The 18,245-nt window shown below is 69.5% G+C and carries 19 protein-coding genes and 1 pseudogene; 11 read left to right on the top strand and 9 right to left on the bottom strand.

The window, feature by feature from the left end; translation table 11 throughout:
* Together RIF93_RS06105 and RIF93_RS06110 are read right to left on the bottom strand one after the other, a co-directional pair.
* Window positions 1-327: pseudogene (locus RIF93_RS06105) on the bottom strand (anthranilate phosphoribosyltransferase); the annotation flags it as partial.
* 10 nt (window positions 328-337) lie between these two features.
* Window positions 338-928, bottom strand: coding sequence for an aminodeoxychorismate/anthranilate synthase component II (locus tag RIF93_RS06110; protein ID WP_309089458.1), 591 nt, complete (start codon window positions 926-928; stop codon window positions 338-340).
* Window positions 929-980: 52 nt separating this feature from the next.
* Here RIF93_RS06110 and RIF93_RS06115 point away from each other — a divergent pair, with 52 nt between their 5' ends.
* Window positions 981-1,181 (top strand): hypothetical protein, encoded by a 201-nt coding sequence (locus RIF93_RS06115; protein ID WP_309089460.1) that lies wholly within the window; start codon window positions 981-983, stop codon window positions 1,179-1,181.
* On the opposite strand, the gene RIF93_RS06120 is transcribed toward RIF93_RS06115, so the two are convergent.
* From RIF93_RS06120 to RIF93_RS06130, 3 genes are all read right to left on the bottom strand, one after another.
* A complete protein-coding gene (locus RIF93_RS06120) occupies window positions 1,147-2,106 on the bottom strand; it encodes a DeoR family transcriptional regulator (protein ID WP_309089462.1) in 960 nt (319 codons plus the stop codon). The genes RIF93_RS06115 and RIF93_RS06120 overlap by 35 nt on opposite strands.
* Window positions 2,107-2,202: 96 nt before the next feature.
* Window positions 2,203-3,735 carry an anthranilate synthase component I gene (trpE, locus tag RIF93_RS06125; protein WP_309089464.1) on the bottom strand — a complete coding sequence of 511 codons (1,533 nt, stop codon included), beginning with the start codon at window positions 3,733-3,735 and terminating at the stop codon, window positions 2,203-2,205.
* Window positions 3,732-5,645, bottom strand: a complete 1,914-nt coding sequence (locus RIF93_RS06130) for a SurA N-terminal domain-containing protein (protein ID WP_309089466.1) — start codon at window positions 5,643-5,645, stop codon at window positions 3,732-3,734. The genes trpE and RIF93_RS06130 overlap by 4 nt, the downstream gene beginning before the upstream one ends.
* Window positions 5,646-5,774: 129 nt before the next feature.
* On the opposite strand from RIF93_RS06130, the gene tpiA reads away from it, so the two are divergent.
* Window positions 5,775-6,518, top strand: a complete 744-nt coding sequence (gene tpiA, locus RIF93_RS06135) for a triose-phosphate isomerase (protein ID WP_309089468.1) — start codon at window positions 5,775-5,777, stop codon at window positions 6,516-6,518.
* Here the strand turns inward: tpiA and RIF93_RS06140 are convergent.
* Entirely contained in the window at window positions 6,515-6,928 is a 414-nt protein-coding gene (locus RIF93_RS06140; protein WP_309089470.1) for a VOC family protein, read from the bottom strand. The two genes, tpiA and RIF93_RS06140, sit on opposite strands and share 4 nt — an antisense overlap.
* Before the next feature lie 40 nt (window positions 6,929-6,968).
* Window positions 6,969-7,508 carry a GNAT family N-acetyltransferase gene (locus RIF93_RS06145; protein ID WP_309089471.1) on the bottom strand — a complete coding sequence of 180 codons (540 nt, stop codon included), beginning with the start codon at window positions 7,506-7,508 and terminating at the stop codon, window positions 6,969-6,971.
* A gap of 115 nt (window positions 7,509-7,623) precedes the next feature.
* Between RIF93_RS06145 and secG the strand changes: the two genes are divergently transcribed.
* The 3 genes from secG to rpmF all read left to right on the top strand — a co-directional run bounded on the left by secG (window position 7,624) and on the right by rpmF (window position 10,047).
* Window positions 7,624-8,070 (top strand): preprotein translocase subunit SecG, encoded by a 447-nt coding sequence (gene secG, locus RIF93_RS06150; protein ID WP_309089473.1) that lies wholly within the window; start codon window positions 7,624-7,626, stop codon window positions 8,068-8,070.
* Window positions 8,071-8,132: 62 nt separating this feature from the next.
* Window positions 8,133-9,773 (top strand): CTP synthase, encoded by a 1,641-nt coding sequence (locus tag RIF93_RS06155; RefSeq protein ID WP_309089475.1) that lies wholly within the window; start codon window positions 8,133-8,135, stop codon window positions 9,771-9,773.
* A gap of 91 nt (window positions 9,774-9,864) precedes the next feature.
* A complete protein-coding gene (rpmF, locus tag RIF93_RS06160) occupies window positions 9,865-10,047 on the top strand; it encodes a 50S ribosomal protein L32 (protein ID WP_041373400.1) in 183 nt (60 codons plus the stop codon).
* An 85-nt stretch (window positions 10,048-10,132) separates the two neighbouring features.
* Here rpmF and RIF93_RS06165 read toward each other — a convergent pair whose 3' ends face one another.
* Window positions 10,133-10,906 carry an enoyl-CoA hydratase gene (locus RIF93_RS06165; protein WP_309089478.1) on the bottom strand — a complete coding sequence of 258 codons (774 nt, stop codon included), beginning with the start codon at window positions 10,904-10,906 and terminating at the stop codon, window positions 10,133-10,135.
* A gap of 112 nt (window positions 10,907-11,018) precedes the next feature.
* On the opposite strand from RIF93_RS06165, the gene eno reads away from it, so the two are divergent.
* Window positions 11,019-12,299, top strand: coding sequence for a phosphopyruvate hydratase (gene eno / locus RIF93_RS06170; RefSeq protein WP_309089480.1), 1,281 nt, complete (start codon window positions 11,019-11,021; stop codon window positions 12,297-12,299).
* Here eno and RIF93_RS06175 read toward each other — a convergent pair.
* The gene (locus RIF93_RS06175) at window positions 12,296-13,540 is read right to left on the bottom strand and encodes a serine hydrolase domain-containing protein (protein ID WP_309089482.1); all 1,245 of its coding nucleotides are present in this window, start codon (window positions 13,538-13,540) and stop codon (window positions 12,296-12,298) included. The two genes, eno and RIF93_RS06175, sit on opposite strands and share 4 nt — an antisense overlap.
* Window positions 13,541-13,700: 160 nt before the next feature.
* Between RIF93_RS06175 and RIF93_RS06180 the strand changes: the two genes are divergently transcribed.
* From RIF93_RS06180 to RIF93_RS06200, 5 genes are read left to right on the top strand one after another with little or no spacing between them, the layout of a single operon-like run.
* The gene (locus RIF93_RS06180; RefSeq protein ID WP_309089484.1) at window positions 13,701-13,997 is read left to right on the top strand and encodes a septum formation initiator family protein; all 297 of its coding nucleotides are present in this window, start codon (window positions 13,701-13,703) and stop codon (window positions 13,995-13,997) included.
* Between the two features lie 51 nt (window positions 13,998-14,048).
* Complete coding sequence (pdhA, locus tag RIF93_RS06185; RefSeq protein ID WP_309089486.1) at window positions 14,049-15,083, top strand: pyruvate dehydrogenase (acetyl-transferring) E1 component subunit alpha; 1,035 nt, start codon at window positions 14,049-14,051, stop codon at window positions 15,081-15,083.
* Window positions 15,080-16,492 (top strand): pyruvate dehydrogenase complex E1 component subunit beta, encoded by a 1,413-nt coding sequence (locus RIF93_RS06190; RefSeq protein WP_309089488.1) that lies wholly within the window; start codon window positions 15,080-15,082, stop codon window positions 16,490-16,492. Before pdhA ends, RIF93_RS06190 begins: the two co-directional genes overlap by 4 nt.
* Window positions 16,489-16,896, top strand: coding sequence for a GFA family protein (locus RIF93_RS06195; RefSeq protein ID WP_309089490.1), 408 nt, complete (start codon window positions 16,489-16,491; stop codon window positions 16,894-16,896). Before RIF93_RS06190 ends, RIF93_RS06195 begins: the two co-directional genes overlap by 4 nt.
* Entirely contained in the window at window positions 16,893-18,245 is a 1,353-nt protein-coding gene (locus tag RIF93_RS06200; RefSeq protein ID WP_309089492.1) for a pyruvate dehydrogenase complex dihydrolipoamide acetyltransferase, read from the top strand. Before RIF93_RS06195 ends, RIF93_RS06200 begins: the two co-directional genes overlap by 4 nt.

The raw sequence follows: 18,245 nt of genomic DNA on the forward strand, positions 1-18,245 counted from the left end.
GGCGACCTTGAGCCCGCCGCCGGCCACTACGAAGCCGACCGCCGTCGAGATGTTCAGGGTGTGCAGGCCATCGCCGCCGGTGCCGCAGACGTCCATGGTGGGGAAGGGCGGCTCGAGCCGGATCGCCGCTCGGCGCATCGCCCGTGCGCAGGCGGTGATCTCGCCCAGCGTCTCGCCGCGCATGCGCATGGCGGTCAGGGCGGCGCCCACCTGGGCGGGGGTGGGTTCGCCGCGGAGGCAGGCCGAGAAGAACAGGTCCGCGTCCTCGTCCGACAGGGTCGCGCCGTCGGCCAGGCGCGAAAGCAGCGGCTTGAAGGCGTCGGACATCGGACGGCGATCAGGCCTCGGCCAGCCGCTTCACGCCGGCAATGTCGAGGAAGTTGCCTAGCAGTTCATGCCCGCATTCCGTGGCGATGGATTCGGGGTGGAACTGCACGCCGAAGATCGGTCGGCTCTTGTGCTGCACGCCCATGATCTCGCCGTCTTCGGTCCAGGCGGTGACCTCGAGGTCCGGCGGCAGCACCGACTTCTCGACCGACAGGCTGTGGTAGCGCGTGGCGGTGAAGGGGTTCTTCAGGCCGGCGAACACGCCCTTGCCGTTGTGGTGGATCAGGCTGGTCTTGCCGTGCATCAGCGCCTTGGCGCGCACGACCTCGCCGCCGAACGCCTGGCCGATGGACTGGTGGCCCAGGCAGACGCCGAAGATCGGGAGATCGGCCGGGGCAGCCGTCAGCAACGACAGGCAGACGCCGGCCTCGTTCGGCGTGCAGGGGCCGGGCGACAGCAGCACCGCCTCCGGCTTCAGCCCAAGAGCCTCATCGACGCTGAGCGCGTCGTTGCGCACGACGTGCGTCTCGGCCCCCAGTTCGTTCAGATAGTGAACGAGGTTGTAGGTGAAGCTGTCGTAGTTATCGATCACCAGGATCATGGGCTTCCATTAGGCTTTGCGGGCCCATCCGCCAAGCGGGATGCTGCCCTCGATGGGGAACGATTCGGCCCTGGATCCGGAGGCGATGGCCCGAGCCCGGGCGCTGCTGGCTGCGCGGGCGCGACACGAACGGATGTGGCCCGCCCTCGCGGCGGCGGCCCTCCTGGCCACGTCGGCCCTGGCGTTTGCGACCGCTATGGTGCTGGCGCCGCCCGTGATCACCCGCCCCGCGGCGCCGAACGCCCCGGGCTAGCCAGGTCGGGCAGGGCGGCGGGGATCAGCCGCGCCCAGGCTTCGATGATGCCGCGCTCGGCCAGGCCGGCGAACAGGCGCTGCACGTTGACGGCGTTCTCGCGCTGGAAGGCGCGCCAGCCGGGGCGGTCCATCACCTCGTAGGGCATGACGAGGCCGGTGCTGATCCGGAGCACGTGGCCTTGGGCGATCAGGCCCTTCACGTGCCGGCGCACGGTCTCCTCGGCCATGCCGAGCCGCTGGGCGATCTCGGCGACGCTGGTCCGTCCGCTTTCGGCGCTGGCGATCGCGAGGAGGACCACGACGGAGGCGATGTCGCCCACCATGCCCAGCAGTGCGTCGGTCGTGCGGAGGATGTAGTCGGCCATCAGCCGCGCGGCGGCGCGGACCGGCACGGCTGGCTCCGGCGGGTAGGCGGAGCGCGGTAGAGGTTCGATGAGCCCCGCGGCGTTCGCCTGATGGAAAAAGATCACGAGCCGCCGGTGTCCGCGGGTGACGCCCTCCACGTAGCCGGGCGAGGCGAGATAGGCCTCGGGCACGATGACGCCGCCGTCGACACTTGCGCAGGCGCCCGACTGCTCCAGCCGACGGACGTGACGCCGGACCGTCTCGAACGGCATCCGCAGGGAATTGGCGACCGCATTGATGCTGACGGGCCGACGGCGGCCGTCTGGAGCGGGCGCTTCGAGGCGGCCATGACGGATGCGCGTGAGAGGTTCGTGGGTAAGCGGCGCGACGTTGGCCTGGTTGATCGCCATGACCAGGATCGCATCCAGGCTGGAGAGCCCGTCGAGGCCCGTGGCGGCCTGGTCCAGCATGAAGGCGAGCGACAGCCGCCCGAGCTCGCGCTCCCGGCGGGACGGCGCCAGATCCGAACTGTGCTCCTTCGCCGTCTCGTCCACCCGGCGTTCGCCCGCTCCCGACATGCCGCCCCGTGGCTCCGTCCTAGTTCAAGGTCGGGCCGCCTAACGCGTTAAGCAAGGAAGAGTCCTACCCGTATTGGGTAAAATTCGCGGCGGTCCTCAGACGAAGCGCCAGCTCTCCTCGGCCGCACGCCGCAAGGCCCGCGCCTTGTGCAGGGTCTCGTCGTATTCGGCGTCCGGATCGCTGTCGGCGACGACGCCGCCGCCGGCCTGGACGTACATCATGCCGTCCTTGAAGAGGGCGGTCCGCAGTACGATGCACGTGTCGACCGAGCCGTCGCACCCGAAGTAGCCGACGCCGCCGGCGTAACCCAAGCCGCGCTTTTCGATCTCGAGCTCGTCGATGATCTCCATCGCCCGCACCTTTGGCGCGCCCGACAGCGTGCCGGCGGGCAGGGCGGCCAGCACCACGTCCACCGGGTCGAGACCCTCGGGGGCGTCGCCCTCGACGTTCGAGACCAGGTGCATCACATGGCTGTAGCGCTCGACGAAGAAGCTGTCGGTGACGCGGACGCGCGGCGTACGCGACGGCGCCTTGGGGGCGTTCGCGCCGGCTTCCTTCAGCATGGCCACGCGGCCCACGTCATTGCGGCCGAGGTCGAGCAGCATCAGGTGTTCGGCCCGCTCCTTGGGGTCGGCGCGCAGTTCGGCTTCCAGGGCCTGGTCCTCTTCCGGCGTCGCGCCGCGGGGGCGGGTGCCGGCGATCGGGCGGATGGTGATCTTGCCGTCGCGCAGGCGCACCAGGATCTCGGGACTGGAGCCGGCGAGATGGAAGTCGCCGAAGTCCAGGAAGAACAGGAACGGCGAGGGGTTCGTCCGCCGCAGCGAGCGGTAGAGCGCGAACGGGTCCCGCCGGAACGGCGCGCGGAAGCGATGGCTGGGCACCACCTGGAAGATGTCGCCGGCGCGGATGTAGCCCTTCGCCGTCTCGACGATCTGCCGGTAGTCTTCGCGGCTGACCGGCGTCGTGAAGCTGTCCGGCTCGGGCTGTCCCTGGCCGGAGAGCGGCGGCGCGGGATGGCGGAACTGGTCGACCACCGCCTGCAGCCGCCCGCGGGCGGCGGCGTAGGCCTCCTCCGGCGTGGCCCGGCCCGGCCGGACGGGCGTCACCAGGATGATCTCCTGGGCGATGGAGTCGAAGATCGCCACGATCGAGGGCCTGGCCAGGACGGAGTCCGGCAGGTCCAGCGGATCGGGATTGACGTTCGGCAGGCGCTCGACGAGCCGGATCATGTCGTAGCCGACGGCCCCGAACACGCCCGCCGCCATGGGCGGGAGCCCGGGGGGCAGCTCGATCCGCGAGGCCGCGATCAGGTCGCGCAGCGAGTCCAGGGCGCCGCCCGGCTGGGGCGTGAAACGTCCGGCGGCGATATCCTCGCCCTCGGCGACCTCGGCCTGGTCGCCGCGGCAGCGCCAGACGAGGTCGGGCGCGAGCGTGATGATGGAATAGCGGCCGCGCCAGGCGCCGCCCTCCACCGATTCGAACAGGAAGGCGTACGGCTTCCCATGGCCGATCTTCAGGAAGGCCGAGACCGGGGTCTCCAGGTCATCGATCAGCCGCGTCCAGACGACCTGCGGAGCGCCGCCGTCGTAGGCCGATCGGAACGCCTCGAACGACGGCTCGGGCGTCACTTCTTCTTCTCCGCCTGGCCCTTGGTCTCCAGGGGCTCCATGCCGATGGCCGAGCGGGCGCGGTTCACGTCCACCCGGACTTTCAGCTTGTCGCGGGCGGCGTTCTGGGCGGCGTCGGCGATCTCGCGGAAGATGGTGCTGGCGAGTTCGCTGCGGCTCTGCTCGGCGAGCATCGCGGCCGTCGGGCCGGGCTGCATGCGCACGGCGCCGACCTGGCCGACCGAGAACGCGAACTCGCGGCCCCGGCTGACGAAAACCTCGCCGGGCTTGGCGTTGAACGCGCGGCCCATCAGCTCCCGCGACAGCGCCTGGTTCTGGCCGGCGGTCTGGCGAGACAGGTCGGTGATCTGAGAGGCCGAGACGCCCGCAGAGGCGGCCACCGCCGTCAGCGCCTCGCCCTTGCGGATGCGTTCGGCGAGCTCGTTGGCCCGCGCCTCCATGCGGCGAGCGGTTTCCTGGGCGGTCCAGACGCGGACGAGGTCGGCGCGGATCTCGGCCAGCGGTGGCATGGCGGGCGGGACGATCCGCTCGACGCGGACGGCGAAGTATTCGCCGCCGCCGGCGTCCACCAGTTCGCTCTCGCCGCCGGCGGGCAGCGAGAAGGCCTGGTCGAGGATCGCGGGTGTCAGCCCCGGCACGGGGCGCCCCTGGGCGTCGACGCCTTGTTGCACCACCGGGCCGACGGTCATGACCGGCACGCCAGCCTTCTGTGCCGCGGCGGCGAGATCGGCGCCGCTCTGGTGGGCCTCCTCATAGGCCTGGGTCTGCTCGTAGACCTTCTGAGCCGCGGCCGTCTTGCGCAGCTCGGCCTCGAGCATCGGACGGGCTTCCTCCAGCGTCACGGCGCGACCGGGGGTCACGGAGAGCACCTTCACCACCGCGAGGCCCAGCTCGCCCTGGGCCTGGGCCACCTGGCCCGGCTGCAGGCGGAAGGCCGTCTCGGCGACGCGGCGGTCGGCGATCGCGGTACGCGGGCGGTTGTCGTAGGTGATGGCGTCCACGCCCACCGACTTGGCGACGGCGGCCGGCGCCTCGCCGCGAGCGAGCCTGGCCTGGATCTGCTGGGCCGTGGCTGCGTCCTTGGCCGGGATCTGCACGACGGTCCGGGTCTCGGGCTGCGAGAGCGTGTCCTTGCGGAAGTCGTACAGCTTCTGAAGCTCGGCCTGGTCCACCGGCCCGGCCGCGGCCGCCTGGGGCGTGAAGCGCGCGATGGTGAGGACGCGCATCTCCGGCCGCGTCAGCTGGGCGGCGTTCTGCTGCATGAACTGGGTGAGCTGAGCGTCGGTCGGCGGCGCGACCGCCGTCACATTGGCCGGCGTCACGTTGAAGTAGGCAATGTCGCGGCTCTCGAGGCCGTAGATGGCGGCGAGGGCGCCGTAGGCCCGCGGCGCGCGCAGGCCTTCCCCGGCCCCCGCGCCCCAATGCTGGGCGGCCATCTGGTCGCGCAGGATCCGGTCAAAGTCCTCGGGGGTCAGGCCGTTCTCGCCCAGCCGCTGCTCGAAGGTGCGGCGGTCGAACCGGCCGCTGATCGGATCGAAGAACGCCGGGATCTTCTGGATCTCGGCCACCAACAGCTTGTCCGACGGGCGGATGCCCATTTTGCTCAGCATCTCGGCGAAGGCTTCGCGCGTCGCCAGGCCGTTCAGAACCTGGCGGTCCAGGCCGTTCTGCGACGCCAGTTCCGGCGTGATCTGCTGGCCGCTCTGCTGCTCGAGGCGCTTGCGGTAGTCGTCGTACTCACGCCGGAAGTCGACCGAGGTGATCACCCGCGAGCCGGCCTTGATGACCTGGTCGCCCACCGTGCCCCGGAAGACGTCGTTGATGCCAAAGATCGCGAAGCTGACGATCAGGAGGCCGATGAGGACGGCGGCGACCCAGGACTTCGCGAACGAGCGAATGGCGGAGAGCATGAAACGAAAACCCTTTCCGGGGCGCAGACGTGCGGGCCGGTATAGTGGAGGCCGCTTCCCTACGGCAACACGTGACAGGTGCGCCGGCTTGGCTTAACCGCCCGCGGCAGTGGACAAATGTGAGGCCAAATGACCGCTCCGACGCCGCTGATCGCCGGAAATTGGAAGATGAACGGGACCTCCGCCTCGCTGGCCGAGGCCAAGGCCATCGCGCAGGGGGTGGGCGACTGCCCCGGCCGAGTCGCGATCTGCCCGCCCTCGATCCTGATCCACCGGATGGCCGAGGCGCTCGAGGGCTCGAAGGTGGTGGTGGGCGGCCAGGACGCCCACTGGGATGACGCTGGCGCCTTCACCGGGGACATCTCGGGCGAGATGCTGGCCGACGCCGGCGCGCGGATGGTGATCCTCGGCCACTCCGAGCGGCGCGCCGGCTACCGCGAGACCGACGAGATCGTCGCGGCCAAGGTCAAGGCGGCCCTGCGGGCCGGCCTGGAGCCGATCGTCTGCGTCGGCGAGACGCTGGAGGAGCGCAAGGCCGGCGACACGCTGAGGATCGTCACGGGGCAAGTGCGCGGCTCGCTGCCCGCCGAGCTTGCCGGCAAGCCGTTCGCCGTCGCCTACGAACCCGTCTGGGCGATCGGCACCGGTCTGACGCCGACCACGGCCGAGATCGAGGAGGTGCATCGCGCCATCCGAGCCACACTGGTCGAGTTGTTCGGCGACGCGGGCCGGGCGGTCCCGATCCTGTACGGCGGCTCGGTGAAGCCCTCCAACGCCGCCGAGATCCTGCACGCCGACGAGGTCGGCGGCGCGCTCGTCGGCGGCGCCTCGCTCAAGGCCCAGGACTTCCTGGCGATCGTCACGGCGCTCTAGGCGCTGGGGCCCTTCAGCTCGACCGTGTTGCCTTCGGGGTCTCGGATGTAGAGCGATAGGCCATCGCCGTCCGCGCCGTAGCGCTGGCCTTCTTCGACGATGTCCACGCCGTGCGCCGCCAGGTGCGCGCGGATCGCCGGCTCGTCGAAGGGACGGACCTGCAGGGCGAAATGGTCGAGGTTCCGGCCCTCCCGGCCGGGGCCTTGGCCGCCCATGCGCCCGAGGGGCCCGTCCAGGGTCACCAGGTCGATCATCTGGGTCCCGGCCCGGATGTGGGTGAGGCCGATCTCCGGACGGTCGCGGTCGACGGCAAGGCCGAGAACGTCGCGGTAGAAGCTGACCATGCGGTCCTTGTCGCGGACGCGCAGGACGATGTGGTCGAAACCCTTCACGGCGATGGGGTGGCTCATCTGCGACTCCCTGCAAGTCTGGCAGATAGGAAGCTTCGCCCTAGAGCAGAAGGCCCCAGAGGCGGCAGTCGCGACGCTCGCCGTCCTCGAGCATGTGGCCGCGCAACAGGCCTTCCTCTTCGAAGCCCAGCTTTTCGAGGACGCTTTCCGAGCGGCGATGACCGAGGCTGGTCCGCGCCGCGAGCTTGCGCAGGCCGCTGCCGGCCGCAAAGGCCACCGCGGTCCGCATCGCCTCGGGGGCGTAGCCCTGGCCCCAGGCGTCGCGGCTCAGCATGAAGCCGACCTCGGCGCGGCGGTGTCGGCGGTCGATGTCGGTGAGGTCGAAACAGCCCACAAAGCTGCGGTCGGCGAGCGTGCGGATGGTCCAGTGCATGGCGCGGCCGGCCTGCATGTTCTCCACCTGGCTGCGGACGACGTCGGCGACGACGTCGGGATCGTCCGGCTCGGGCGCATCCCAATAGGCGGTCACCTCGGGGTCGCCCAGGATCGGGAAGATGGCCTCGGCGTCTTCGACCTTGAGCGGCTCGAGACGGAGCCGTTCGGATTCCAGGATGGGCAGGCGCCTGAGGTCGAGAATCATCTCTTGTCCGATGGATGCGACCCACTAGCTATGGCTTTGGGCGCGGTCAGGTGGTAGAGCGCGCGCTTCATTTCGGGCGGGTGTGTCCGCCGAAACGCACCGGAAACGTAAGTCCATGCTGCTCACGCTGCTCCTCGTCCTCGAGGTCATCGTCGCGTTCTTCCTGATCGTCGTGGTTCTGCTGCAGCGGTCCGAGGGCGGGGCGCTGGGCATGGGCGGCGGCCCGTCGGGCTTCATGACGGCGCGCGGCGCGGGCGACCTGCTGACGCGGACGACCTGGATCCTGGGCTCGGTGTTCTTCGTCCTCGGCCTGCTTCTGACCGTCATGGCCGGCCGCGAAGGCGGCGCCTCGTCGGTCGTCGACCGGCTGAAGGTGGACGCCATCGACCCGAACAGCCTGAACCAGCCGACCCCGCAACAGCAGCCGCCCGCCGGCTCGCCCGCGGCTCCGCAGCAGGCGCCGTCGCCGTTCCAGGCGCCGGCCCCGGTCGTCGGCAATCCGTTCACCAGCCAGCCGGCCCAGCCGGCGCCGGCTCCGCAAGCTCCGGCCCAGTCGCAATAGCCGTGGATCTTTTCAAACGTCGGGCGGGCGGCCCGACCGAATCACGGCTAATCTGAACGCCCATGGCCCGGTACATCTTCATCACCGGCGGCGTGGTCTCCTCTCTGGGTAAAGGTCTCGCGTCCGCCGCTCTCGGCGCGCTTCTTCAGGCGCGCGGCTACAAGGTCCGTCTGAGGAAACTCGACCCCTATCTGAACGTCGATCCGGGGACGATGAGCCCCTATCAGCACGGCGAGGTCTTCGTGACCGACGACGGCGCGGAGACGGACCTCGACCTCGGCCACTACGAGCGCTTCACCGGCGTGTCGGCCACGCGCGCCGACAACATCACTACGGGCCAGATCTACAAGAAGATCATCGAGAAGGAGCGGCGCGGGGACTACCTCGGCGCCACGGTTCAGGTGATCCCGCACGTGACCGGCGAGATCAAGGACTTCGTCCTTTCGGATCCAGGCCCGGACGTCGACTTCGTGCTGATCGAGGTCGGCGGCACCGTGGGCGACATCGAAGGCCTGCCGTTCTTCGAGGCCATCCGCCAACTCGGCCAGGAGCTGCCGCGCGGGCACGCCTGCTTCATCCACCTGACGCTCCTGCCGTTCATCAAGACGGCCGGGGAGATGAAGACCAAGCCGACGCAGCACTCGGTCAAGGAGCTGCGTTCCATCGGCATCCAGCCCGACATCCTGCTTTGCCGCTGCGAGATGGAGATCCCCGAGGGCGAACGGCGCAAGATCGCCCAGTTCTGCAACGTGCGGGAAAGCGCCGTCATTCAGGCGCTGGACAGCGCCAACATCTACGCCGTGCCGCTGGACTACCACCGCGAGGGCCTCGACGCCGAGGTGCTGGACGTCTTCGGCCTGACCGACAAGGCGCCGAAGCCCGACCTTTCGCGCTGGGAAGAGATCTCCCACCGGCTGAGCCACCCCGACGGCGAGGTGAACATCGCCATCGTCGGCAAGTACACGGCCCTGACCGACGCCTACAAATCGCTCGTCGAGGCGCTGATCCACGGCGGCGTGGCCAACAACGTCCGCGTCCGCTTCGACTGGATCGAGGGCCAGGCCTTCGAAAAGGAAGAGGCGCTGATCGCCGAGCGGCTGACCAACGTGCACGGCGTCCTGGTGCCCGGCGCCTTCGGCGAGCGCGGATCGGAAGGCATGATCCGCGCGGTCCAGTTCGCCCGCGAGCACCAGATCCCGTACTTCGGCATCTGCTTCGGCATGCAGATGGCGATGATCGAGGCCGCGCGGAACCTGGCCGGCATCAAGCAGGCCTCGTCCACCGAGTTCGGCCCGACATCCGAGCCCATCGTCGGCCTGATGACCGAATGGGTCCGCGGCAACGAGAAGGAAACCCGCGCCGAGGGCGGCGACTTCGGCGGCACCATGCGCTGCGGCGCCTACGAAGCCATCCTGACGCCGGGCTCGCGGGTGGCGGAGATCTACGGCTCCCCAACCATCCAGGAGCGGCACCGTCACCGCTATGAGGTCAATATCGGCTACCGCGAGCGGATCGAGGCCACGGGGCTGAAGTTCACCGGCTTGTCGCCGGACGGCCAGCTGCCCGAGATCTGCGAACGCCAGGACCATCCCTGGTTCGTGGGCGTGCAGTACCACCCCGAACTGAAGAGCCGACCCTTCGATCCGCACCCGCTGTTCGCCAGCTTCGTCGGCGCGGCGAAGGAGCGGAGCCGGCTGGTCTAGAGGCGCTTGATCCGGCGCGGGGTTTCATGCATACACCCGCGCTCACGTCGGCGGCCTGGTTCGGCCGCCGCAATCATTTCGAGATACTCCGATGGCCGTTCCTAAGAGAAAAACCTCGCCCTCGCGGCGGAACATGCGTCGCTCGCACCACGCGCTGGGCCCGAACGCCTATCACGAAGACAAGGAAACGGGCGAGCTGAAGCGCCCGCACCACGTCGACCTGAAGACCGGCATGTATAAGGGCCGTCAGGTCCTGACGCCGAAGGAAGACTAAGCCTCTCCCAGGCTGACTGAATTCGCGCGGCCCCGTCTGGCGACAGACGGGGCCTTTGCATGCGCGCTCTACTGGCTGCGCCCCCTCATTGGCTCCGACCTCTGGCCTGCACGGCCGCGCGGCGCTCGGCCACCATCTCGGGCGTCACGGCGGCGTTGTAGGCGACCGAGCGCTCGTGCTCGAGCGCCAGACCGTCGCCCAGGCTCCTCTCGTAGCCGTCGTCGATCATGGCCTTGTAGGTCACCAGCATCTCGGCCTCGATGTCGGCCATCTGGCGGGCCAGCGTCAGCGCTGTCTCCATCAGCTCCCCGGGCTCGACGACCCGGTTCACCAGGCCCCATTCGTAGGCGGTGTTCGCGTCCAGGAAGTTGCCGGTCAGGGACAGCTCCTTGGCGCGGTAGGGCCCGATCGCCCGCGACAGCTTCTGCGACAAGCCCCAGCCCGGCGTGATGCCCACACGGGCGTGGGTGTCGGCGAAACGGGCGTTGGTCGAGCAGATCAGCACGTCACAGGCCAGCGCCACCTCGAAGCCGCCGGTGATCGCCACGCCATTGATCGCGCCGATGATCGGCTTGTCGGTGGCGAGCAGGGCGCGGGCCGGGTTCTCGGCGGGATCGGTGGCGTTCGCCGCGCCCATGCCCAGCGGATCGCTGGAGAGCTCCTTCAGGTCGAGGCCGGCGGTGAACGCCCGCTCGCCCGCGCCGGTCAGCACGATCACCTTCACCGAAGGGTCGGCGTCCAGCTCGACCATCGCCTGCCGGAGCGCCTGGCGTAGCGCCTTCGACAGCGCGTTCATCGCCTCGGGGCGGTTCAGGGTGACGACGGCGACGCCTTCGTAGGGCTTCTCGACCAGCAGCATGATGTTCCTCCGTTGCGGCCGCCATGCCCCGTGAACCCAAGGGGAAGTCAAGTTGCCCGCGCGGCGGAAGCTGGCTAAGGCTCCCGCCGCCGCCGAAAAACTGAGGAGTCCCATGACCGAGATCGTCGACATCACCGCCCGCGAGATCCTGGACAGCCGGGGCAACCCGACCGTCGAAGTCGACGTCATCCTGGAAGACGGCTCCATGGGCCGCGCGGCCGTGCCCTCCGGCGCCTCGACCGGCGCGCACGAGGCGGTCGAGAAGCGCGACGGCGAGAAGGGCCGCTACCTGGGCAAGGGCGTGCGCCAGGCGATCGACGCCGTGAACGGCGAGATCTACGACGCGCTGTCCGGCTCCGACGCCGAGGACCAGCGCCGCATCGACCGCATCCTGATCGAGCTGGACGGCACGCCGAATAAGGCCCGCCTGGGCGCCAACGCCATCCTGGGCGTCAGCCTGGCGACGGCGAAGGCCGCGGCCAGTTCGGCGGCCCTGCCGCTGTACAAGTACGTCGGCGGCGTCTCGGCGCGCATCCTGCCGGTGCCGATGATGAACATCATCAACGGCGGCGCCCACGCCGACAATCCAATCGACATCCAGGAGTTCATGATCCTGCCGACCGGCGCCGAGACCTTCGCCGAAGGCCTGCGCATGGGCGCCGAGATCTTCCACGCCCTGAAGAAGCAGCTGAAGGACGCCGGCCACAACACCAACGTCGGCGACGAGGGCGGCTTCGCGCCGAACATCGGTTCGGCCGAAGAGGCGCTGGCGTTCATCGTCAAGGCGGGCGAGGGCGCCGGCTACAAGGTGGGCGACGACTTCCACCTGGGCCTGGACGTGGCTTCCACCGAGTTCTTCAAGGGTGGCAAGTACGTCATGGAAGGCGAGGGTAAGACGGTCGACCCGGCCGGCATGGTGGATTACCTCGCCGACTTGGTGGCCAAGTTCCCGATCGTCAGCATCGAGGACGGCTGCGCAGAGGACGACTTCGACGGCTGGAAGTTGCTGACCGAGCGCCTCGGCGGCAAGGTCCAGCTGGTGGGCGACGACCTGTTCGTGACCAACCCCGAGCGCCTGGCCATGGGCATCGGCAAGGGCCTGGCCAACTCCATCCTGGTGAAGGTCAACCAGATCGGCACGCTGTCCGAGACCCTGGACGCCGTCGATATGGCCCACCGCAACAGCTACACGGCCGTCATGAGCCACCGGTCGGGCGAGACGGAGGATTCCACGATCGCCGACCTGGCCGTCGCCACCAACTGCGGTCAGATCAAGACCGGCTCGCTGGCGCGCTCGGATCGCACGGCCAAGTACAACCAGCTGCTGCGCATCGAGGAAGAGCTGGGCGACCAGGCGATCTACGCCGGCCGCCGGGCCCTGCGGGCGCTCTAGCGCCGCGCGTCGCCGGCGGGACCGAGATAGTCCGGGCCGTAGACGGCGGCCCGGATGTCCTTGTGCAGCGTCCCGTCGAAGGGGACGGTCTGGACGAAGAACACGGCGGTCAGCCTGTTCGCCGGATCGACCCAGAACAGGGTCGACTGCGCGCCGTCCCAGAAGAATTCGCCGACCGCACCGCGATTCTCCTCGGCGCTCGCGGGCCGCGCCGTGCGTACGGCGAAGTCGAAACCGAAGCCCACCTGACCCTTCGTGGGCAGGAAGTGGCGGGTCCTCATTTGCGGGTCGAGGTGGTCGGTCGCCATCAGCCGCACGGTGGATGGCTTCAGGATCCGCACGCCATCCAGCTCTCCCTCGTTCAGCAGCATGCGGGCGAAACGCATGTAGTCGTCGATGGGGCCTGCCAGGCCTGCGCCGCCCATCGTGAGGCGCTTGGGCGCGAAGTTGAGCCTGCGGGTGGTGGCGTGGTCCTGGCGCACGAGCTGCCCGTCCTTGCGCACGTAGGTGGCGGCGAACCGCGGCAGCCGCTCGGCGGGCTGGCTCCAGCCGGTCTCTCCCATGCGCAGCGGCTCGAGGATGTTGCGCTGGACGTAGGTCTCGAAGGCGACGCCCGCCAGCTTCTCCACCAGCCGCGCCTGGACATCGACGGCGATGCTGTAGCGCCATTCCGAGCCGGGCTCGTAGAGCAGCGGCGCGCCGGCGACCTGCCGGCTCATCTCGGCGAGGTCGTTCTGGGGCGCCAGCGGCTCCTGGTCGTATCCGAACCCGGCGGTGTGGCGGAGGATGTCGCGCACCAGGATCGGCCGCGCCGGCGGCCGCAGCGTCCCGTCCTTGGTCAGCACCTTCACCCCGGCGTATTCCGGCAGATGCAGCGCCAGCGGGTCATCGACCCCGAATCGGCCCTGTTCCCACAGCTGCATCAGGGCGACGCCGGTGACCGGCTTGGTCATGGAATAGATCTGCAGGATCGCGTCCCGACGCATCGGCCGCCCCGCCTCGCGGTCGGCGAAACCTGCCGCGCCAAAGTAGCGCTCGGCGCCGTCCTGCCAGACCAGAGCCGAGGCGCCGGCCGCCCGGCCGCTCGCCACCATCTGCGCCAGCGCCCGATCGATGCGGGCCTTGTCGATCCGCACGCGCTCGGTCCGCACAGCCTGGGACGTCGCGGGCTGGGCGGCGGCCGGCGCGGCCGCCAACAGCAGAATCGCGCCGCCGAGCAGCGCCGGAATCGTTCTGGCCATGAAGGAGCCTCTCCCCGTTCAGCGGCGAGCCTTTCGCAAGGCCCGGCGGCGGTCAAACGGATTGGGAGCGATATCAACGTCGCCGAACGGCGGCGGTTAGCGGCGCATTAAGCATGCGCGGGCCAGAAGGCGTGCGTACCGCCTGAGGATTCTCGCGTCCGTGCTCGCCCGTCTTCGCCCGTACCTGTCGACCGCTGCGCTCGCCCTGCTGATCTTCTACTTCGGCTTCCACGCCTTCACGGGCGAGGGCGGGATCCTGCGGTCGGACCAACGCGACGCGACGCTGCTCGCCAAGCAGCGGGAGCTGGCCGAAGTCACCGCCAAGCGCCGGGACCTGGAAGTGCGCGCCCAGCTTCTGCGCGATCAGAGCCTTTCCGCCGATCTGTTGGAGGAAAGGGCGCGCTCTCTGCTAGGCTTTGCTGATCCAAGAGACTATGTGATCCGCATGAAGCCCTAGCACCCCTCCGAGGGTTCTAGCGGACACCTGCATTGGATCACGGAGTGTCGCATGGCGCGCGGGCAGACCGGTGAAGCCGGTCGGCGAAAAGCCAATGGCGCGGACGGGAACGCCGCCGCCGGCAAGGACGAACTTCTCAAGTACTATCGGGACATGCTGCTCATCCGCCGCTTCGAGGAGCGGGCGGGTCAGCTCTACGGCATGGGCCTGATCGGCGGCTTCTGCCACCTCTACATCGGCCAGGAGGCGATCGCGGTCGGCGTCCAGGCGATCAAGGAGCCGGGCGACCAGGTCATCACCGGCTACCGCGACCACGGCCACATGCTGGCCTGCGGCATGGACCCGCGCGAAGTCATGGCCGAACTGACCGGCCGAGCCGGCGGCTCGTCCAAGGGCAAGGGCGGCTCGATGCACATGTTCTCGACCGAGGCCGACTTCTACGGCGGCCACGGCATCGTGGGCGGCCAGGTCAGCCTGGGCGCTGGCCTGGCGTTGGCCAACAAGTACCGGAACAACGGGAAGGTCAGCTTCACCTACTTCGGTGACGGCGCCGCCAACCAGGGCCAGGTCTACGAGAGCTTCAACATGGCGGAGCTGTGGAAGCTGCCCGTCGTGTTCGTGATCGAGAACAACCAGTACGCCATGGGCACCTCGATCGAGCGCAGCTCGTCGGAGACCCGGCTGCACAAGCGCGGCGTCTCGTTCGGCATCCCGGGCGAGGAAGTCGACGGCATGGACGTGCTGGCGGTCAGGGACGCCGCCCGCAAGGCCGCCGAGCACGCGCGCTCGGGCCAAGGCCCCTACATCCTCGAGATGAAGACCTACCGCTACCGCGGCCACTCCATGAGCGACCCGGCCAAGTACCGGACGCGCGAGGAGGTGGACGAGGTCCGCAAGACCCGCGACCCGATCGACCATGTCGAGGAGCTGCTCGAGCAGCACGGCTGGGCCGACGAGGCGGCGCTGAAGGCCATCGACGCCGAGGTGAAGAAGATCGTCGCCGACGCGGCGGAATTCGCCCGCACCAGTCCCGAACCCGAGCCCTCCGAGCTCTACACCGACGTCTACACGGAAGCCGCGCAATGACCGACATCCTGATGCCGGCCCTTTCGCCCACGATGGAGGAGGGCACCCTCGCCAAGTGGCACGTGAAGCCCGGCGACAAGGTCCGGTCCGGCGACGTGATCGCCGAGATCGAGACCGACAAGGCGACCATGGAGGTCGAGGCCGTCGATGAAGGCGTCGTCTCCGAGATCCTCGTGCCGGAAGGCTCGCAGGAAGTGAAGGTGAACACCCCGATCGCGCGCCTGCAGGGCGAGGCCGGGGCCGCGCCGCCCGCGCCGCCGCCCGCGCCGCAGCCCGCCTCGGCGGCCAAGGGCGAAGGCGAGGCCTCTGCCGGCGATCCCGAGAAGCAGCCGCCCGAGACCGCCAGGCCGCAGCCGGAAGGCGAGGGCGCGGCGGCCGTGACGCCGGCCCAGGCGCTGAAGGACCCCGAACTGCCCGAGGGCGTGAACCTGGTGAAGGTGACGGTCCGCGACGCCCTGCGCGACGCCATGGCCGAGGAGATGCGCCGGGACGAGGCCGTGTTCCTGATGGGCGAGGAAGTCGCCCAGTATCAGGGCGCCTACAAGGTCAGCCGCGGTCTGCTGGACGAGTTCGGCGACCGCCGGGTGATCGACACCCCGATCACCGAGTACGGCTTCACCGGCCTCGGCGTAGGCGCGGCGATGGCGGGCCTGAAGCCCATCGTCGAGTTCATGACCTTCAATTTCGCCATGCAGGCCATTGATCACATTATCAATTCTGCGGCGAAGACCCTGTATATGTCGGGCGGCCAGCTGAAGACCTCCGTGGTCTTCCGCGGGCCCAACGGCGCCGCCGCTCGCGTGGCGGCTCAGCACAGCCAGGACTACGCCGCCTGGTACGCCCACGTGCCGGGCCTGAAGGTGATCGCGCCGTACGACGCGGCCGACGCCAAGGGCCTGCTGAAGGCCGCGATCCGCGACCCGAACCCGGTCGTCTTCCTGGAGCACGAGATGCTCTACGGCCAGGAGTTCGACGTGCCGGAAGGCATCGACTGGGTCGTGCCGATCGGCAAGGCCAAGGTCCGCCGCGAGGGCAAGGACGTCACCATCGTGGGCTATTCGCGCATGGTGGGCCTGGCCCTGAAGGCCGCCGAGGAGCTGGCGGCGGAGGGCATCGAGGCCGAGGTCATCGACCTGCGCACCCTGCGCCCGCTGGACCACGAGACGGTCGTCGAGAGCGTGAAGAAGACCAACCGCCTGGTCACCGTGGAGGAAGGCTGGGGCCCGATGGGCGTCGGCGCCGAGGTCGCGGCCCGGGTGGTGGAGCATGCCTTCGACTGGCTGGACGCTCCGCCCGCGCGGGTCTGCCAGGAGGACGTGCCCCTGCCGTACGCGGCCAACCTCGAGGCGATGTCGCTGCCCTCCGTCGAGAAGATCGTCGCGGCGGTGAAGCAGGTCACCTACCGATGACGGCCGCGCCGTTCACTTGGCGCGCGGGCGGCTGTCACTGCGGCGGCGTCCGCTTCGAGGTCGCGTTGCCGGACCGGGTTGAGGCCCAGACCTGCAACTGCTCGATGTGCGCCAAGACCGGCTTCGTGCACGTGATCGTGCCCGAGGGCCGCTTCCGCCTTACGGCGGGGGCGGATCGGCTGGCCGAGTACACCTTCAATAGCCGGGTGGCGAAGCACCTCTTCTGCGCCGAATGCGGCGTGAAGAGCTTCTACCGCCCCAGGTCCAATCCCGACGGCTGGAGCGTCAACGCCCGCTGCCTCGACTCCGTCGAGGGGCTGGATATCGCGATCGAAGCCTTCGACGGCCAGAACTGGGAGGCGAACGCCGCCGGCCTGGCCCATCTCTCCAAGGAACCCGCATGACGGACATCCTCATGCCCGCGCTCTCTCCGACGATGGAGGAGGGCACGCTCGCCAAATGGCACGTGAAGCAAGGCGACCAGGTTCGCTCGGGCGACGTGATCGCCGAGATCGAGACCGACAAGGCCACCATGGAGGTGGAGGCGGTCGACGAAGGCGTCGTGGCCGAGATCCTGGTGCCCGAGGGCTCGGAAGGCGTGAAGGTCAACACGCCGATCGCGCGCCTCGCCGGCGAGGGCGAGAGCGCCGCTGCGCCCGCGCCCAAGGCGGCGCCCGCGCCGACGTCACAGACCGACTCGGCCCGCGCCAGTCGCGAGCAGGCGACTGACCCGGCGGCCAAGCCGGCTCCGGCTCCCGCCGCAGCTCCCGCTGGGGCTACGGCTCCCGCCGCGGCTCAGCCCGCGGCCGCCCCGGCCAAGACCGCCGACGGCGGCCGCATCTTCGCCTCGCCGCTGGCCCGCCGGCTCGCCGAGCAGAAGGGCATCGACCTGTCGGCCTTGAAGGGCTCGGGACCGCACGGCCGGATCATCAAGGCCGACATCGACGCCGCCCAGGCGGGGCAGGCGCGGGCGCCCGCCGCGCGGCCTTCCGCCGCGCCCTCGACGGCTCCGGCTGCCGCGCCGCGTCAGGTCCAGAGCCTGGAGCAGCAGGGCATCGCGCCCGGCAGCTACGACCTCGTACCCCTGGACGGCATGCGCAAGACCGTGGCCCGGCGGATGACCGACAGCTTCCGCGACGTGCCGCACTTCCCGCTGACCATCGATCTCGAGATCGACGGCCTCCTGGCCGCGCGCACCAAGATCAACGCCATCCTCGAGAAGGAGGGCGTGAAGGTCAGCGTCAACGACATGGTGATGAAGGCCGCCGCGGTCGCCCTGAAGCGCGTGCCCGAGGCGAACGCCTCGTACACGCCCGAAGGCATCGCGATGCACCACCACGCCGACATCGCCATGGCGGTGGCGGTGCCGGGGGGCCTGATCACCCCGATCATCCGCCAGGCCGAACTGAAGGGGTTGGCGCAGATCGCCACCGAGGCCAAGGACCTGGCTGAGCGGGCGCGGAACCGGAAGCTGAAGCCAGAGGAGTACCAGGGGGGCACCTTCTCGGTGTCGAACCTGGGCATGTTCGGGATCAAGAGCTTCGCCTCGATCATCAACGAGCCGCAGGGCTGCATCATGAGCGTCGGCGCGGGCGAGAAGCGGCCCGTGGTGCGCGGCGATCAGCTGGCGATCGCCACCGTCATGTCGGTGACGCTGACCTGCGACCACCGCGTGGTGGACGGCGCGACGGGCGCGAAGTTCCTCGCCGTGTTCAAGGGGCTGCTCGAAGAGCCGCTGACGATGATCGTCTGA

It is taken from the genome of Phenylobacterium sp. (genome assembly GCF_031181185.1).
Lineage (GTDB): Bacteria > Pseudomonadota > Alphaproteobacteria > Caulobacterales > Caulobacteraceae > Phenylobacterium.

Bases quoted from the DNA above. Each gene is read 5' to 3' on its own strand.
- RIF93_RS06110 (WP_309089458.1), bottom strand. From the start codon at position 928: ATGATCCTGGTGATCGATAACTACGACAGCTTCACCTACAACCTCGTT.
- RIF93_RS06115 (WP_309089460.1), top strand. From the start codon at position 981: ATGGGGAACGATTCGGCCCTGGATCCGGAGGCGATGGCCCGAGCCCGG.
- RIF93_RS06120 (WP_309089462.1), bottom strand. From the start codon at position 2,106: ATGTCGGGAGCGGGCGAACGCCGGGTGGACGAGACGGCGAAGGAGCAC.
- RIF93_RS06130 (WP_309089466.1), bottom strand. From the start codon at position 5,645: ATGCTCTCCGCCATTCGCTCGTTCGCGAAGTCCTGGGTCGCCGCCGTC.
- tpiA (WP_309089468.1), top strand. From the start codon at position 5,775: ATGACCGCTCCGACGCCGCTGATCGCCGGAAATTGGAAGATGAACGGG.
- RIF93_RS06140 (WP_309089470.1), bottom strand. From the start codon at position 6,928: ATGAGCCACCCCATCGCCGTGAAGGGTTTCGACCACATCGTCCTGCGC.
- RIF93_RS06145 (WP_309089471.1), bottom strand. From the start codon at position 7,508: ATGATTCTCGACCTCAGGCGCCTGCCCATCCTGGAATCCGAACGGCTC.
- secG (WP_309089473.1), top strand. From the start codon at position 7,624: ATGCTGCTCACGCTGCTCCTCGTCCTCGAGGTCATCGTCGCGTTCTTC.
- RIF93_RS06155 (WP_309089475.1), top strand. From the start codon at position 8,133: ATGGCCCGGTACATCTTCATCACCGGCGGCGTGGTCTCCTCTCTGGGT.
- rpmF (WP_041373400.1), top strand. From the start codon at position 9,865: ATGGCCGTTCCTAAGAGAAAAACCTCGCCCTCGCGGCGGAACATGCGT.
- RIF93_RS06165 (WP_309089478.1), bottom strand. From the start codon at position 10,906: ATGCTGCTGGTCGAGAAGCCCTACGAAGGCGTCGCCGTCGTCACCCTG.
- eno (WP_309089480.1), top strand. From the start codon at position 11,019: ATGACCGAGATCGTCGACATCACCGCCCGCGAGATCCTGGACAGCCGG.
- RIF93_RS06175 (WP_309089482.1), bottom strand. From the start codon at position 13,540: ATGGCCAGAACGATTCCGGCGCTGCTCGGCGGCGCGATTCTGCTGTTG.
- pdhA (WP_309089486.1), top strand. From the start codon at position 14,049: ATGGCGCGCGGGCAGACCGGTGAAGCCGGTCGGCGAAAAGCCAATGGC.
- RIF93_RS06190 (WP_309089488.1), top strand. From the start codon at position 15,080: ATGACCGACATCCTGATGCCGGCCCTTTCGCCCACGATGGAGGAGGGC.
- RIF93_RS06195 (WP_309089490.1), top strand. From the start codon at position 16,489: ATGACGGCCGCGCCGTTCACTTGGCGCGCGGGCGGCTGTCACTGCGGC.
- RIF93_RS06200 (WP_309089492.1), top strand. From the start codon at position 16,893: ATGACGGACATCCTCATGCCCGCGCTCTCTCCGACGATGGAGGAGGGC.